Origin of the sequence: Aquimarina addita (assembly GCF_039539305.1) — a bacterium.
Lineage (GTDB): Bacteria > Bacteroidota > Bacteroidia > Flavobacteriales > Flavobacteriaceae > Aquimarina > Aquimarina addita.
The window spans coordinates 76,242-91,422 of the sequence record NZ_BAABCW010000001.1 but is presented as its reverse complement, the minus strand read 5'-3'; the positions used below and the strand labels follow the sequence as shown (position 1 = coordinate 91,422).

At 34.0% G+C, this 15,181-nt stretch carries 13 protein-coding genes; 3 read left to right on the top strand and 10 right to left on the bottom strand.

What is annotated here, in order from left to right; translation table 11 throughout:
* Nucleotides 1-367 precede the first annotated feature (367 nt).
* From ABD816_RS00425 to ABD816_RS00415, 3 genes are read left to right on the top strand one after another with little or no spacing between them, the layout of a single operon-like run.
* On the top strand, nt 368-1,972 hold the full coding sequence (locus ABD816_RS00425) for an MFS transporter (protein WP_344923748.1): 1,605 nt from the start codon (nt 368-370) through the stop codon (nt 1,970-1,972).
* A gap of 26 nt (nt 1,973-1,998) precedes the next feature.
* Complete coding sequence (locus ABD816_RS00420; protein WP_344923746.1) at nt 1,999-3,381, top strand: GH1 family beta-glucosidase; 1,383 nt, start codon at nt 1,999-2,001, stop codon at nt 3,379-3,381.
* Nucleotides 3,378-4,376 carry a hypothetical protein gene (locus ABD816_RS00415; RefSeq protein ID WP_344923744.1) on the top strand — a complete coding sequence of 333 codons (999 nt, stop codon included), beginning with the start codon at nt 3,378-3,380 and terminating at the stop codon, nt 4,374-4,376. Before ABD816_RS00420 ends, ABD816_RS00415 begins: the two co-directional genes overlap by 4 nt.
* Nucleotides 4,377-4,502: 126 nt before the next feature.
* Here ABD816_RS00415 and ABD816_RS00410 read toward each other — a convergent pair whose 3' ends face one another.
* The 10 genes from ABD816_RS00410 to scpA all read right to left on the bottom strand — a co-directional run bounded on the left by ABD816_RS00410 (nt 4,503) and on the right by scpA (nt 14,756).
* Nucleotides 4,503-5,258 (bottom strand): M949_RS01915 family surface polysaccharide biosynthesis protein, encoded by a 756-nt coding sequence (locus ABD816_RS00410; RefSeq protein WP_344923743.1) that lies wholly within the window; start codon nt 5,256-5,258, stop codon nt 4,503-4,505.
* Between the two features lie 141 nt (nt 5,259-5,399).
* Complete coding sequence (locus ABD816_RS00405) at nt 5,400-5,708, bottom strand: DUF6122 family protein (RefSeq protein ID WP_344923741.1); 309 nt, start codon at nt 5,706-5,708, stop codon at nt 5,400-5,402.
* Nucleotides 5,708-6,331, bottom strand: coding sequence for a WbqC family protein (locus ABD816_RS00400; protein WP_344923739.1), 624 nt, complete (start codon nt 6,329-6,331; stop codon nt 5,708-5,710). The genes ABD816_RS00405 and ABD816_RS00400 overlap by 1 nt, the downstream gene beginning before the upstream one ends.
* Nucleotides 6,332-6,548: 217 nt before the next feature.
* Nucleotides 6,549-8,117, bottom strand: coding sequence for a signal peptidase I (lepB, locus tag ABD816_RS00395; protein WP_344923737.1), 1,569 nt, complete (start codon nt 8,115-8,117; stop codon nt 6,549-6,551).
* 60 nt (nt 8,118-8,177) lie between these two features.
* On the bottom strand, nt 8,178-8,876 hold the full coding sequence (gene dapB / locus ABD816_RS00390) for a 4-hydroxy-tetrahydrodipicolinate reductase (RefSeq protein WP_344923735.1): 699 nt from the start codon (nt 8,874-8,876) through the stop codon (nt 8,178-8,180).
* A gap of 42 nt (nt 8,877-8,918) precedes the next feature.
* Nucleotides 8,919-9,518, bottom strand: coding sequence for a DUF5683 domain-containing protein (locus tag ABD816_RS00385; protein ID WP_344923734.1), 600 nt, complete (start codon nt 9,516-9,518; stop codon nt 8,919-8,921).
* Entirely contained in the window at nt 9,508-10,413 is a 906-nt protein-coding gene (locus ABD816_RS00380; RefSeq protein WP_344923732.1) for a ParB/RepB/Spo0J family partition protein, read from the bottom strand. Before ABD816_RS00380 ends, ABD816_RS00385 begins: the two co-directional genes overlap by 11 nt.
* A gap of 6 nt (nt 10,414-10,419) precedes the next feature.
* Nucleotides 10,420-11,184: a ParA family protein gene (locus tag ABD816_RS00375; protein ID WP_344923731.1), complete on the bottom strand. Its 765-nt coding sequence runs from the start codon at nt 11,182-11,184 to the stop codon at nt 10,420-10,422.
* 470 nt (nt 11,185-11,654) lie between these two features.
* Nucleotides 11,655-12,536 (bottom strand): SDR family oxidoreductase, encoded by an 882-nt coding sequence (locus ABD816_RS00370; RefSeq protein ID WP_344923729.1) that lies wholly within the window; start codon nt 12,534-12,536, stop codon nt 11,655-11,657.
* Nucleotides 12,537-12,620: 84 nt separating this feature from the next.
* The gene (scpA, locus tag ABD816_RS00365) at nt 12,621-14,756 is read right to left on the bottom strand and encodes a methylmalonyl-CoA mutase (RefSeq protein ID WP_344923727.1); all 2,136 of its coding nucleotides are present in this window, start codon (nt 14,754-14,756) and stop codon (nt 12,621-12,623) included.
* Between the last annotated feature and the right edge of the window lie 425 nt (nt 14,757-15,181).

Sequence of the window (15,181 nt, the reverse complement as noted above, 5' to 3'; positions counted from 1 at the left end):
GAGGGATTTAGTTGAAAAGCTGCTACATGGATTTATTAGTAGTCTACTGTTATATAGTTTTACTTTTATAGATTGCTGGATTTTGTAAGTAGCATAAAATGAAAGTATTTTCACTATTTAATTCAGAAAAAGCTGTCGTCATTGACAGCTTTTTTTATATCCCTTATAGTTAAAAAAGCGTATCCATGAAATTACAAATAGCCTTAATATTCTGTCTATGTTACTACCTGATTTTACTCTTCTATAAGATATACTAATAATTTTTGAACTTTACTTCGGGATTAAAAAAAACAGATCTGATTTTTTTAACAAGATATGATCTTAGGAAAAAATAAGTATGTGTTTATACTTATGAAAACAACAATACATGGAAATACATAATAAGATTTCAATAAAAGAAAAAATAGGGTATGCGTTAGGAGATGGCGCGGCAAATATAGCTTGGAGAGGTGTTGCCACTTTTCTCATGATTTTTTATACTGATGTCTTTGGATTAAGTCCGATTACGGTAGGAGTCTTATTTCTGGTTGCAAGGTTTAGCGATGGTATCAGCGATGTGTTAATGGGTATTATAGGTGATAGAACCAATTCCAAGTACGGTAAATTCAGGCCTTGGATTTTATGGACGGCCGTTCCTCTTGCTGTTATTCTATCATTGTTATTTACCAGTCCCGAGTTGGGCGAGAATGGTAAAATTGTGTATGCTTATATCACTTATATAATTTTCACACTTATCTATACTGCTAATAATATTCCGTATGGAGCTTTAATGGCGGTAATGACAGGTAATGATAAGGAACGAACCAGTATAGGGTCTTTTAGAATGGCAGGTGCCTTTGCAGGTGGTATGCTGGTACAAGGAGCATTATTATTTTTAGTTGCTTATTTTGGGAATGTGAATCCATCTATTGCGATTAATACCATAGATGAAACATCATTTAAAGTAGAAGTTGAAGCGTCAAAAGATGTGGAGCATGTTAATATAAAGACAAATAATGGTGTCGCTACATTTATGTGGAATGATACGGTTCATTATCAAGATGATAAAGAATCTACAAATGGTAAAAGTTTTGCTATGAAAAAAGGAGGTATCTACTCTTTTATTGTTACTGGTGAAAAAGAATTATCTGTCGATGATATATCTATTGTAGATCAAAAACAGGGGTATAGTAAATCAATGTATATTATGTCTGCATTTCTTGCGTTATTAATGTTACTTACCTTTTTATCTACAAAAGAAAGGGTATTACCTCCTAAAAATCAAAAAACAAATTTAAAGAAAGATTTTAAGGATTTGATCACCAATAAACCATGGATCATCCTTTTAGTTATAGGACTATTGTTTAATGTGTATAACTCCATAAAACAAGGTGTTGTTATTTATTATTTTACACATTATTTAAATGATCAGTTATTGTCAGCTTCTTATTTAGTGGGACTCATGGTTGCATCTATAGCTGGTGCATTGATCACTGCCTCCTTAAGTAAAAAAATCGGCAAACGTAATTTATTTATATATGCATTGTTATTTTCTGGTGCCGTAAATACCTTATTGGTATTCTGTAACCCAGATGATATTAGTGCTATTTTTACTATTGGAATCGTCTCAGAATTTGCCTCTGCTATGTTTCCTACTTTATTTTTTGTAATGTTAGGAGATACTGCTGATTTTTCTGAATGGAAAAACGGAAGAAGAGCTACAGGACTTATCTATTCTGCGGGTTCATTTGCTACTAAGTTTGGTGGTGGTATTGCAGGAGCTATTATCGGTCTTATTTTAGGTTTATATGGTTATAACGGGCAAGATGCTTCATCCATAAAACAAGCGATTCCAGGGTTAGTGATGTTGATGAGTTGGATTCCTGCTATTGTTACTGTTGTGGCAGCAGGCATTATGTTCTTATATCCATTGACAAGTGAAAAAATGGGAGAGATTACGACTGATTTAAATCAAAGAAGAAGTATAGAATAAATACAGAATTATTAATTTTTTAAGATATGAATAGATTTCCTGATGATTTTATATGGGGTACGGCAACTTCATCTTATCAGATAGAAGGTGCAGCAGACTTAGATGGTAAAGGACCATCTATTTGGGATGCTTTTTCTAGTATTCCTGGTAAAACACATAATGGAGAAACGGGAGCAATTGCTTGTGATCATTATCATAAATTTAAAGAAGATATTCGATTGATGAAGGAAATGGGTGTCAAAGCGTATCGATTTTCTATTGCCTGGGCAAGGATATTTCCTACGGGAAAAGATAGCATTAATGAAGAAGGGATTCGATTTTATTCGGACTTGATCGATGAATTAATACAAGCAGATATTGTTCCGTGGGTTACTTTATATCATTGGGATTTGCCATTGGCTTTACAATTAGAAGATGATGGTTGGTTAGGAGAAAAGATGGCTGATTATTTTGCTGCTTATGCCGATGTGTGTTTTGAACGTTTTGGTGATCGTGTCAAACATTGGATCACACTTAATGAACCTTGGGTAGTAGCTATCTTAGGTTATGGACAGGGGGTTTTTGCGCCCGGTAGAATATCTACTTCAGAGCCATATCTGGCAGGTCATCAATTAATTTTAGCACATGCAAAAGCAGTTCATGTTTATAGAGAAAAATATAGTCACCAGCAAGGGCAAATCGGGATTACGAATAATTGTGATTGGAGAGAACCGCTTACCGATAGCGAGCAAGATAAAGAAGCAGCAGAAAGGTCTTTGCAATTTTTCCTGGCTTGGTTTACAGATCCGATTTATAAAGGGGATTACCCAGAATTAATGAAACAAAGGCTAGGAGAAAAGCTCCCTAAGTTTTCATCAGCCGAACAGACAATGGTTAAAGGTACTTCTGATTTCTTTGGGCTCAATCATTACACTACCATGTATGCAGCCCATAATGATGGGAATAGTAAAGAACAGAATGTATATGGTAATGGAGGAATTTCAGAAGATCAGGATGTCGATTTGTCATTAGACCCAGATTGGAATCTTACTTTGATGAATTGGGCAGTGGTACCCTGGGGTTGTAAAAAAATGCTGGAATGGATTAATAAACGGTACGATCAACCTGATATTTATATTACTGAAAATGGATGTGCATACGCCGATGAACTTATTGATGGTACAGTTGATGATCAGGAACGTTTGGATTTTTATAAAGGGTATTTAGAAGCTTGTCAGCAAGCAATTGATGGAGGAGTAAAGCTCAAAGGATATTTTGCGTGGTCATTTATGGATAATTTTGAGTGGGCTTCCGGATATGACAAACGTTTTGGACTGCATTATGTTGATTTTAAAACATTGAAGCGTACTCCAAAAAAATCAGCACTTTGGTTACAAAAGGTAATTAAAAGTAATAGTGTGGATGTATGATATTTAAGAATTTTTTGATTACTAAAAAAGTATCTTTAGCAAGTGTGCTATTAACATTATTGATCATTAACTTTTCTTGTAAGAAAGATACTAAAGATAATCAAGATGCAAAGGAGGTAGTAATAACTTTATCAGGAGAAAGGGAGTCCATTTCTGAAGATCATAAGAGTTTACAAAATTCTATTATTGTCAATGAAATGCAGGAAGAATCTGTCTATATTGGAGTATTGCAGCCTATGTATCAGGAAGAAGATTATTATATATCATTGTCTTTTAATGATTTGACGCCTGATCCATTCAAGGAATTTCATGGAAACCTCAAAAGCTATATCGGGGAACTGATTAGTAAAACAGAAGATCATGAAAGGTATAAAATTCAGGATACTATAGGTCAGCACTATTTTGATGTTAGTGGCTTGGATACAATTATTGTTTTAGATCAGGATCAAAAAAAATTAGATACTTTATATAGAAAGAATTATGAGTATTATTCTGACCAAATAGAGAGCCAAATTATTGCAACTTATAACAAAACAAGTAGTGTTAGTGAAGAACGTAAAGACTACGTGTGTATGTCAAAAAATGATGTTGTTTTTAAGAAAGGTGTATCTTTTCATAAAGATTCTATCTACTTAAGAGAAACAATACATAAAAATCTTTTCACTCCTACTACTATCTATGCTCATTATAAGATGATTATAAAGAATGATACAATTTCATTTTTATCTTTTGGCGATTATAATGAAAAAAAACAAAAAGAAAACTTTTATTTATTGAGAAATAAAGCTCCGATTGATTCTATAATTAATCAATATTCTATTTCTAAAATGGTACCGGTACCTTTATCCTGGGAGCAGGAAAGCCTCTATATATCCTATGAATTTGTTCCTGATTCTGACAATTTTTGGACCTCATTAATAGGGATTGATTTAAAAAATAATAAACTAAAGAAATACGATCGTAATAGAATACCCATAAGTATTTTTGAAAAATAACTATTACATATTTATCAATACCTAAACTAACTATATTGAGTATGTTACGTAGTTGATTTCTATAGGGAGCAGTATTCAATTGGATTTAAAAAGCGGTTATTATTTTAAAAACTATATAAAGTTCATTTACTTTTCTAAGATATTATAAGATTTATTAGCCATTTCTTTTTCCCAATTGGCAGCAAAGCGAGCATGACCGTTTTCCATCATTAATCTCATTTTTTCTTTTACTACATCTTGTATTTCAGAAGGTAATACATAAAAAGAAGCTTTTATTTTAGTGATTCTTCCGTCATCCAGATCACTATTCTGATGCCTGATCGTAGTTTTCTTCTTGCTATAAATCACAATTCTGACTTTACCATCTACATACATATCCTGACCCGTAGTTCCATACACAAGGATCAGATCAGTTAAACCATCTCCATCAAAATCATCGATTTCAGAATATGTCGTCCATAACCAAATAGAGGTTTCCCAAGCGGAATCAATATTATCCTTAACCGTAAATCTTTTTTTAAATTGTTTGTCTTTATACCGTAAATCAAACAATTTCATTTTATCATATAAAGTATCTTTTTCTTCAGAGAGTATATGCTTTGAATTGACTAAATAGTGAGTGCCTTCTATATCCTCATATGTATAGACATCGAGATGACGATAATCAATACTTAATTCTTTTTTTCGTCTTTTGGTAAAAAGGGTATTTGATTCTTCAGGAGATAATTTATCAGCAAGATTAGCAACCATGGATGATTTGATATCAGGTCTTTTTAGAGGTATTACACTTGTTTGATTGGTATTTTGCTTTTCTTTTGTTTCTCCTTCATTTTTACAAGAAAACAAGGCTATAGCAAAAATGATAAGTAAAATTTTTTTCATAGATCTGGGATGATGAATTTAAGGTTAAATCCTAATTATACACATTTTGAAGGTACTAAAAATTTTATAAATCAAAAAAGGATTCTTACTACACTCCAAATAAATCGAACAATAAAGGTTATGATACTAATTTATAAAGTATCACATCATCCAGCAGTCTAGTTGATCAGTACCTATATGCCATAGTAAAGCAATGCCAAAAATTCTGGTCTTTTTTGGGATCAGTAATATAAAATACCCTATAATAGCGTATGTACTGTGTAAAACATGAAATCCAATACTACATCGATTAGGATCAAAAATGTCTTCTGCTAATAAATGATCTAAATCAATTAGCATTGCACCTATCAAGATAAGGTATGTTTTTTTCCAAGTTTTTGGATATAGTAAAAGGGCAATACCTAATGGAACTAATAAATGAAAGCCATAATGTATGATAGGTCTAATCATTAAAAAATAGATTGCTCTTCTAAATAAGCGAGCGCATTTGTTCCCTCATTAAAAAGTAAATCAAGTATAGAGAGGTTAGGGATGAATCCATGTCTGCTTGTAAATACCTGGATATAGCTTTCTATTTCTATAGGTGCTTCTTTACGTGCATTGACAAGCATTCTCAGGTCGTTACTATCAGTAACTTCCTTCTGATAAGAATTTGTTTTATTATAGGATAAATCTAATTGTAAGCAGTCCCAAACTACTTGCATGCACTCATAGTTAAAATCTAGTAAAAATTGTTTCTTTTTTTTGAATAACGGAACAAAATCATCTTCATAATACTCAAAAAAAGGGGAGGTACGATAGGCAGTCTCCAAGGATTTCCAATGTAATAATTGCCACTGAAAATCATTTTCGATTTTAATATCTTTATAAAGTTGGCGTTTGTCTTTTCCTGTATGCTTGATAGGTACCGTAAGTAATAGTTTACCATTAGCTCCGTAGATATAGGTACGATTGCGATAGGTTTGCTTTTGATAGGTATCCTGATTTTCAAAAATGATAGTATCAGACTTGGCAATAGCTATATACTGTGCTATAGATCCAAAATACATCGGATGGAGTAGGGTAGTTTTCAATGTTTTGGAGTTCTTTTTTTGTTGTTTAATGATCGATACCTGTTTTTTTAGAATAACTCTGGACGGCTTTTAAATCAGTCAGCTCTTTATGGATATAATTCTTTTAACTTTATCTTATTAATGTCAGCTTGAAATAACGATGTTAATTTCCATAGGGTCAACATCGTTATTTTTTATGTCAAAGATTCTACGAAGAAGATTGAAATCATCTATTTACTTAAGCCTTCTTTCTCTTTTTATATTGTTTAAAACCGATCCATCCTGCCAGAGCAATCAGAAAGTAGTATAAGTAAGATACAGGCTCTCCGCTTCCTCCTACAGTTGTAAATAAGCGTTCCCATCTGATTTTGTTAAACCCTTTTCCGTTAGAGTCCCAACTCATCCAGATGAACACTGGTTTTCCTACGACATGATTAGCGGGTACATATCCCCACATACGGCTATCTTCACTATTATGGCGATTGTCTCCCATCATCCAATAATAATCTTGCTTAAAGGTATAATTTTCTATAGGTTTTCCATTAAGAAGTATTTCTGTACCATTGACAGTTAATTTGTTATTAATACCCATTTCAGAACCTTCATATACCTCGATAATCCTTCTGTATAAAGAAAAACTCTGTAAGTCCATTTTGACGGTTTTTCCAGCTTCAGGGATATAAATAGCTCCAAAATTATCTATATTCCAATTTACTTTTCCATTATTAGGAAATATCGAAGGGTTTTTTGCGGATTTTGGAGCGATAGATCGCTGAAGACTAGTAACAAAAGGATTGTTCTTAAGCTTATTGGCATTTTCTTCTGATAATTCCTGAATATGATACCCACCGCTATTGTCTACGGGATATATATTGCGACCATAAATTAATTTATATCGATCATATAATGCTTTTGGGTCAAAACCACTTTTTGTTTGTAAGCTATAAGAGTATTGTACTCTTGCTCTTTCCGGAAGTTGTAAAGGTTTGTTGTTAATATGTACTTTTCCATCTATAATAGATAAAGAATCTCCAGGAATACCTACGCAACGTTTCACGTAATTTGATTTCTTGTCGATAGGTTTATAGACATGAATACCTGATGGATCTCTAAAAAAGCGCACGGTATCGATTGGCCAGCTAAAGACAACAATATCGTTACGTTTGATATTCTGAAATCCGGGAATTCTAAAATATGGATATTGTGGTTTTTCAAGATAAGATTTGACTCCTAATTTTGGGATTGTATCATGCACCATAGGAAACGAGACAGCAGTCATAGGAGTTCTGGCTCCATAATGAAACTTACTTACAAACAGAAAGTCACCAATGAGTAATGTTCTTTCTAAAGAGCCCGTAGGGATAGTATACGGTTGCATAAAATAAGTGTGTACAATTGTGGCTGCAACTACGGCAAAAAGAATAGAACTTGTCCATTCTCCAGCGGCAGTTCTTGGTTTTAAACTGCGATCTTCAATATAGGTTACATCCACCATATAGTTTATGTAGAATATATAGAAGCCTAGGGTTGCAATCACTAAGACTGTATCTGTTGTCGTATTTTTTCCAAAACTACGGATAGTCTCTACCCAGATAATAGGAAGCATGATGACATTAATGACGGGGATAAAGAGAAGAATCACCCACCACCATGATCGATTGATAATTTTCATTAATATCACTGCATTATAAACAGGTACTGCAGCTTCCCAGGCTTTTCTACCTGCTTTTACGTACAATTTCCATGTGCCTAAAAAATGTAGTACTTGTACTACTATGAAAAAAATAAACCATTCTGTGAGTGTCATTCTATGTGTTTTTTATGTCGGTAATGTTATTGATAAACAAGGTACAGTTAGTGTTCTTTTTTATAAGCCCAAAACATCTTTCATCCCATAAACTCCTGTTCTTGTATGTAACCATTCTGCAGCTACAACTGCACCAAGAGCAAAACCTTGTCGATTGTGTGCTGTGTGTTTAATTTCTATATCATCTACATCAGAGGTGTAGGTAATTAAATGCGTTCCGGGAACATCTCCTATTCGTTTCGCAACAATAGGAATAGTAGTAGCATCTCCATGATCTAATTGCCACGATTCTTTTGTCGTATTTTCAATAATCCCTTCTGCCAATGTGATAGCGGTTCCACTAGGCGCATCTAGTTTTTGAGTATGATGAATCTCTTCTGTTTTGATATCATAGCCCTCTACAGGACTCATCATTTTAGCTAATTTCTTATTAAGTTCAAAAAATAAATTCACTCCCAGACTATAATTGGATGCATAAATGAACGCTCCTTTCTGTTTCTTACATAAAGCTACCATCTGGTCATAGTGAGATAGCCATCCAGTAGTTCCTGAAACAACAGGTACTCCGGCGTTAAAACAATTTGTAATATTATTCACGGCGGCATCGGGAATACTAAAATCAATAGCTACATCAGCTACAGATACATCGTAATTAGTGTCATCTTTATCTACTTTGAGCACAATAGTATGCCCTCTTTTGATAGCTATCTTTTCTATGGTTTGACCCATTTTGCCATATCCTAGCAATGCGATTTTCATATTTTGGTAGTTGTGTAATTATAAAAGTTATACTTATAACTTTTAAAAACTATAGTTTAATGATACACCATAACTAGGTCTGGCATTAAACTCATTAAAATTTAATTTTGGTTTAAATGTTAGGTCTTCTGATATATTATATTGTCTTAAATGAGCAGCAACATTAGCTTCAATAATATTTGCTAAATATATAGCAACAGTACCTAAAAGAAATCCCTCTCTATCCTTTCGGAAACTTGTTTGCAGGCTTATTAACTGATCATCAGAAAAATCCGAAAAATCAAGATCGGCAGCGTCTACGCCAGAAATTCTCTTTTTATAAACATCTCTGAGCCTGTTATACACTCTGCTGTTTTCACTATAAAAATAGATGGTTGTTCCCAGTGCAGCATACACAATAGGTACTTTCCAGTAGTCGCCATTGTTTAACTGACCCAAACCAGGTAAGATTGCTGAATAAAACGCGGCGCGCGCAGGAGCTAAAGGTTCATAAGGCTTGAACTTTTTTTCTTTTTTCTTTTTTTTAACAGCAACTTCTTCTGTCACGATTTTTAATTCTTCTCCTTCGTCCTCCTCTTGCGCAGAGATTTGATGAAAAGAAAAAAACACAATTAAGGTGATATAGATGAGATTACTCTTCACTATTAATAAGCTTCTTTAAACGTTTAAAATCTTCTTCAGAAGAAAATGGAATAATTAATTTTCCACGACCATTGCCAGACACTTTTACATCGATTTTTGCTCCAAAGTATGTTGCAAAATCTTTGATTCCTTTGGCAATATAATGTGGCATTTTATTCTCAGTTTTTTCAGGAACTGAATTTTCTTCCTTATTATGTAAAGACCGTACTAATTGTTCAGTGTTACGAACAGATAACGAATTACTAATTATTTTTTCATAAATATCTAATTGTTGCTTCGTATCTTCCACATTAACTAAAGCACGTCCATGCCCCATAGAAATGAATCCATCCCGAATACCAGTTTGCAAGATAGGGTCTAATTTAAGAAGTCTTAAATAATTAGCTATTGTAGATCTTTTTTTACCCACCCGATCACTTAATTGTTCTTGGGTTAAATTAATTTCATCGATCAATCGCTGATAAGATAAGGAAATCTCAATTGGATCTAAATCCTGGCGTTGTATATTCTCTACCAATGCCATGGTTAGTGATTCCTGATCATTGGCGATACGTATGTAAGCAGGAATCGTTTTGAGTCCTATCAGCTTAGAAGCTCTGTATCTCCTTTCTCCACTAACAAGTTGGTATTTATCAAAATCTAGTTTACGAACCGTTATGGGTTGGATTACGCCTATTTCTTTAATGGATGTAGCGAGTTCTTGTAGTGTTTCATCATTAAAGCTAGTTCGGGGTTGAAAAGGATTTACCTCAATACTGTTGATATCCAGTTCTATAATATTACCAACAACTTTATCCGCATTTTTATCTTCTACTGATTTAATGTCGTTTTCAGGGTCTTTTAATAATGCCGATAACCCTCTACCTAATGCTTGTTTTTTTGTTGCCTTCGCCATGAATCATTAACTATTTTTCTTTATAATTTCGTGTGCCAAACTTAAGTAATTGCTGGCACCTTTACTAGAAGCATCATAATTTATTATACTTTCGCCATAACTGGGTGCTTCACTTAAACGGATATTTCTTTGAATGATTGTTTTAAAAACCATTTCATTAAAATGCTTTTGTACTTCTTCTACTACCTGATTCGATAAACGTAATCGTGAATCATACATTGTTAACAAAAGGCCTTCAATATCTAATTCTTTATTGTGAACTTTCTGAATGCTTTTTATAGTATTTAATAATTTGCCGAGTCCTTCTAAAGCAAAATATTCGCATTGAATCGGGATTAGTACAGAGTCAGAAGCAGTTAAAGCGTTTAGTGTAAGAAGTCCCAGAGAAGGTGCACAATCAATCAGAATATAATCATATTCTGATTTAATATTTTCAAGCGCTCTTTTTAGCATATACTCCCTTTGATCTTTATCAACCAATTCAATTTCTATAGCGACAAGATCTATATGAGAAGGAAGGATCTCTACATTAGGAGCACTTGTAGAGAGGATAGCTTCTTTTGGGTTTAAAGTATGTTCCAAAATTTGATAAGTTCCTTTCTCTATGGTGTCTACATCTAAGCCAAGCCCCGATGTTGCGTTAGCCTGAGGATCTGCATCAATAAGTAACACTTTTTTCTCTAAAACTCCTAGAGAAGCGGCTAAATTAACTGAGGTTGTAGTCTTACCCACGCCTCCTTTTTGGTTGGCAATTGCTATAATTTTACCCATAGGGGGATATTTGTTTTTAGGTGTTAAAAATACAACTATTTACACAGTATAAAAATGAAATTATTAACATTGATACATAAAATTAAGTGTGATCCGTGTTTAATTAAATATACCTTGTTGTTTCAGGTCTAGTTGTAATTTTTTATTTAAATCAAATTTAAAGAATATTATAATGTGCCGACTCGTGGCGTATGTTACTACAATTTATGAATTCAAGCGATTAGTGTTACAACATTCAGGTGATTATACTATAATAAAACCGATAACATATTAAAAAATGGTTAGTTCATTTCTTTTTTTGCCAAAATAGATCAAGTTAAAATGAATTATGAAGTGTTATTTTTATTGATGAGTACAAATGAGTTTTGCAAAAATCTCTAAAACCTTACAAAAGTTATGCTGTAGAAAATGAATTAAAAATCCATTATCAGACATGTCTGATAATGGATTTTTAATAACAGTCGTATCTTTTATGTATTTCGTTTGGCGCGTACAGCTGCTTCTAGCATATCCCACATTTCTTCAGGAACTTGTTCTAAAAGATTAAATTGTCCGGCACCTTTTAACCATTCTCCACCATCCAGGGTTACTACTTCTCCATTTACATATGCAGAGAAATCTGAAACTAAATATGCAGCCAGATTGGCTAACTCTTGATGATCTCCTACACGTTTTAACGGTACTTTTTTAGAAAGATCAAACTTTTCTTTCATATCGCCAGGTAGTAATCGATCCCAAGCACCCTTTGTAGGGAATGGTCCCGGAGCGATTGCATTAAATCGCATTCCATACTTTGCCCATTCTACAGCTAATGATCTGGTCATTGCTAAAACACCAGCTTTTGCGGTAGCACTGGGTACTACATAGGCGGAGCCTGTCCAGGCATATGTAGTGACTATATTAAGTACTGTAGTGTTTTTATATTTTGTGTCAATCCAATGCTTCCCAAAGACTAATGTACAGTTTTTGGTTCCCTTTAAAACAATGTCTATAACCGTGTCAAAAGCATTAGCAGATAATCGTTCTGTAGGAGAAATGAAGTTTCCTGCTGCATTATTGAGTAAAATGTCTACAGAACCAAATTCTTTAATTACAGCATCTTTCATTGATTCTACTTGGTCATAATGACGTACATCGCACTGAACAGGAAAACAGGTTCCTCCCGTTTCTGTTTCCAATTCTTTTGCTGTATTCTGCAGCTTTTCTAAATTACGCGAGGTAATTGCTACTTTTGCTCCAAGTTCCAGAAAGTATTTTGTCATTGATTTTCCTAGACCGCTTCCCCCTCCGGTAACGACAATGTTTTTTCCTTCAAGTGCTCCATCACGAAGCATTTTTTTAGTATAATCCATATTCTTTATATAAGTATCATTATCAGTATTCTGCTGAAAGTTACAATTTATATTTTAATACTATGCTTGCATAGTATTTTTAAATTATTCAAATGCTGAAATCAAAATCTCTAAAATGGTGATGGCCGCTTCACTAATTTTTGTTCCGGGACCAAAAATGGCTATAGCACCCGCTTGAAATAAGTAATCATAGTCATCTGGTGGTATTACACCTCCTACGATGACCATAATATCTTCTCTTCCATAATTTTTGAGTTCTTCAATAATTTGAGGCACAAGTGCTTTGTGTCCGCCAGCCAGTGATGATACCCCGACAATATGGACATCATTTTCTATGGCTTGTTTTGCTGATTCTGCAGGTGTCTGGAATAGAGGACCTATATCCACATCAAAACCTACATCCGCATAACTTGTTGCAATTACTTTTGCACCTCGATCATGCCCGTCTTGCCCCATTTTAGCAATCATAATTCTTGGTCTACGACCTTCCAGATCGGCAAATTGATTGGCGAGTTCCCTGGCTTTATGAAAGGATTCGTCATTTTTTATTTCCTTAGCATACACTCCTGTAAATGATTTAATTTCTGCTTTATATCTTCCAAATACATTTTCCAGCGCCATGCTGATTTCTCCTAATGTAGCTCTCAATCTGGCAGCTTCTATTGCTAAAGCTAACAAATTTTTAGTTTCGTCTTTAGCTCCTTGTGTTAATTTATGCAATGCTTTCTGCACGGCAGCCTCATTTCTAGAAGTTTTAACATCATTTAGCCCCTTTATTTGTTGTTCTCTTACGGCATCATTGTCAACTTTTAAGGTTGCGATAGGATCTTCTTTGTCTAATGCAAATTTGTTAACACCAATAATAATGTCTTGTTCGCTATCAATTCTAGCTTGCTTACGCGCAGAAGCTTCTTCAATTCTCATTTTAGGAATACCTGCTTCAATGGCTTTAGTCATTCCTCCTAGTGATGCTACTTCTTCAATGAGTTCCCAAGCTTTTTCTGCAATATCATGGGTTAATTTTTCTACATAATAACTACCTGCCCAGGGATCTACGGTTTTAGTTATTTGTGTTTCCTCCTGTAGGTAAATCTGCGTATTTCTGGCAATTCTAGCGGAAAAATCAGTAGGTAATGCAATAGCTTCGTCTAAAGCATTCGTATGCAAACTTTGTGTTCCTCCAAAAGCTGCTGCGCTAGCTTCAATACATGTTCTGGCTACGTTATTAAAAGGGTCTTGGGCAGTAAGACTCCAGCCACTGGTTTGGCAATGGGTTCGTAGCATTAATGATTTTGGATTTTTGGGATTAAATTTTTTGATCAATTTTGCCCAAAGCATTCGCGCTGCTCTCATTTTGGCAATTTCCATAAAATGATTCATGCCAATCGCCCAGAAAAAAGATAAGCGAGGAGCAAAAGTATCGATATCCATCCCTGCTTCAATTCCTTTTTTTACATATTCAATTCCATCTGCGAGTGTATATGCCAGTTCTATATCACAGGTAGCACCTGCTTCTTGCATATGGTACCCGGAAATGCTGATTGGGTTAAATTTTGGCATGTTTTTAGAACAATATTCAAAAATATCACCGATAATTCTCATTGAAGGAGCAGGAGGGTAGATATAGGTATTGCGTACCATAAACTCTTTGAGGATATCGTTCTGGATGGTTCCTGAAAGTGTTTTTTTATCAGCACCTTGTTCTTCTGCAGCTACGATGTAAAATGCCATGACGGGTAGTACAGCTCCATTCATTGTCATAGATACAGACATTTGATCCAGAGGAATCTGATCAAAAAGAATTTTCATGTCTTCTACAGTATCAATGGCAACTCCAGCCATTCCTACATCACCAAAAACCCGCTCATGATCGCTATCATAACCGCGATGTGTAGCAAGATCAAAAGCAACGGACAATCCTTTCTGACCGGCTTCGAGATTTCTACGGTAAAAAGCATTACTTTCTTCCGCTGTGGAGAATCCTGCATATTGACGGATCGTCCAGGGGCGACGTACATACATTGTAGTATATGGCCCCCGTAAATAGGGTGGAATACCTGCTGCAAAGTTAAGGTGTTCTATGTTTGAGATATCTTCTTCAGTATAGCTGTTTTTTATATCAATACCTTCTGCACTGATGAAAACATCAGAGTTATTTTTATTTGGGATAGTTGAGGTTCCCGAAGCCAAGGTGAGATGTTGAATATTTTTTCTAGCCATTACTATAATTTCGTTTTTCAATAGATGAATCAACATTCAATTCATTCAGGGTTGCTGAATTGATTATATATGCCTTTTGTTGGAAGTAACAAAAACAACCATTAACAAAAATCTGAATATTTTTTTTGAAATGATTAGTCTCAAAGATAGATTGAAACATTGTGAAATCTCTTGTTTTTTTTAAACGAGATTGTAATTTTTTTAAAGTAAGATATTTAGTAATACAAATACTATGAGTGTTCCTTCTTCTTATATATTGGAATATTTTTTTTTCATTTATAACATCGCTAAATGGTATAAGAAGTGGGTCGATGTAAAAACAAAATAATAATTGAGTTTTCATAGAAGAAATAAATATCAATAACCATGTAAAATTACAGTTTAAATACTTATTTATTACAGAAAACGGAAATTATATTGTGTTT

Coding starts and splice junctions, on each gene's coding strand:
- ABD816_RS00425 (WP_344923748.1), top strand. CDS start 368: ATGGAAATACATAATAAGATTTCAATAAAAGAAAAAATAGGGTATGCG.
- ABD816_RS00420 (WP_344923746.1), top strand. CDS start 1,999: ATGAATAGATTTCCTGATGATTTTATATGGGGTACGGCAACTTCATCT.
- ABD816_RS00415 (WP_344923744.1), top strand. CDS start 3,378: ATGATATTTAAGAATTTTTTGATTACTAAAAAAGTATCTTTAGCAAGT.
- ABD816_RS00410 (WP_344923743.1), bottom strand. CDS start 5,258: ATGAAAAAAATTTTACTTATCATTTTTGCTATAGCCTTGTTTTCTTGT.
- ABD816_RS00405 (WP_344923741.1), bottom strand. CDS start 5,708: ATGATTAGACCTATCATACATTATGGCTTTCATTTATTAGTTCCATTA.
- lepB (WP_344923737.1), bottom strand. CDS start 8,117: ATGACACTCACAGAATGGTTTATTTTTTTCATAGTAGTACAAGTACTA.
- dapB (WP_344923735.1), bottom strand. CDS start 8,876: ATGAAAATCGCATTGCTAGGATATGGCAAAATGGGTCAAACCATAGAA.
- ABD816_RS00380 (WP_344923732.1), bottom strand. CDS start 10,413: ATGGCGAAGGCAACAAAAAAACAAGCATTAGGTAGAGGGTTATCGGCA.
- ABD816_RS00375 (WP_344923731.1), bottom strand. CDS start 11,184: ATGGGTAAAATTATAGCAATTGCCAACCAAAAAGGAGGCGTGGGTAAG.
- ABD816_RS00370 (WP_344923729.1), bottom strand. CDS start 12,536: ATGGATTATACTAAAAAAATGCTTCGTGATGGAGCACTTGAAGGAAAA.
- scpA (WP_344923727.1), bottom strand. CDS start 14,756: ATGGCTAGAAAAAATATTCAACATCTCACCTTGGCTTCGGGAACCTCA.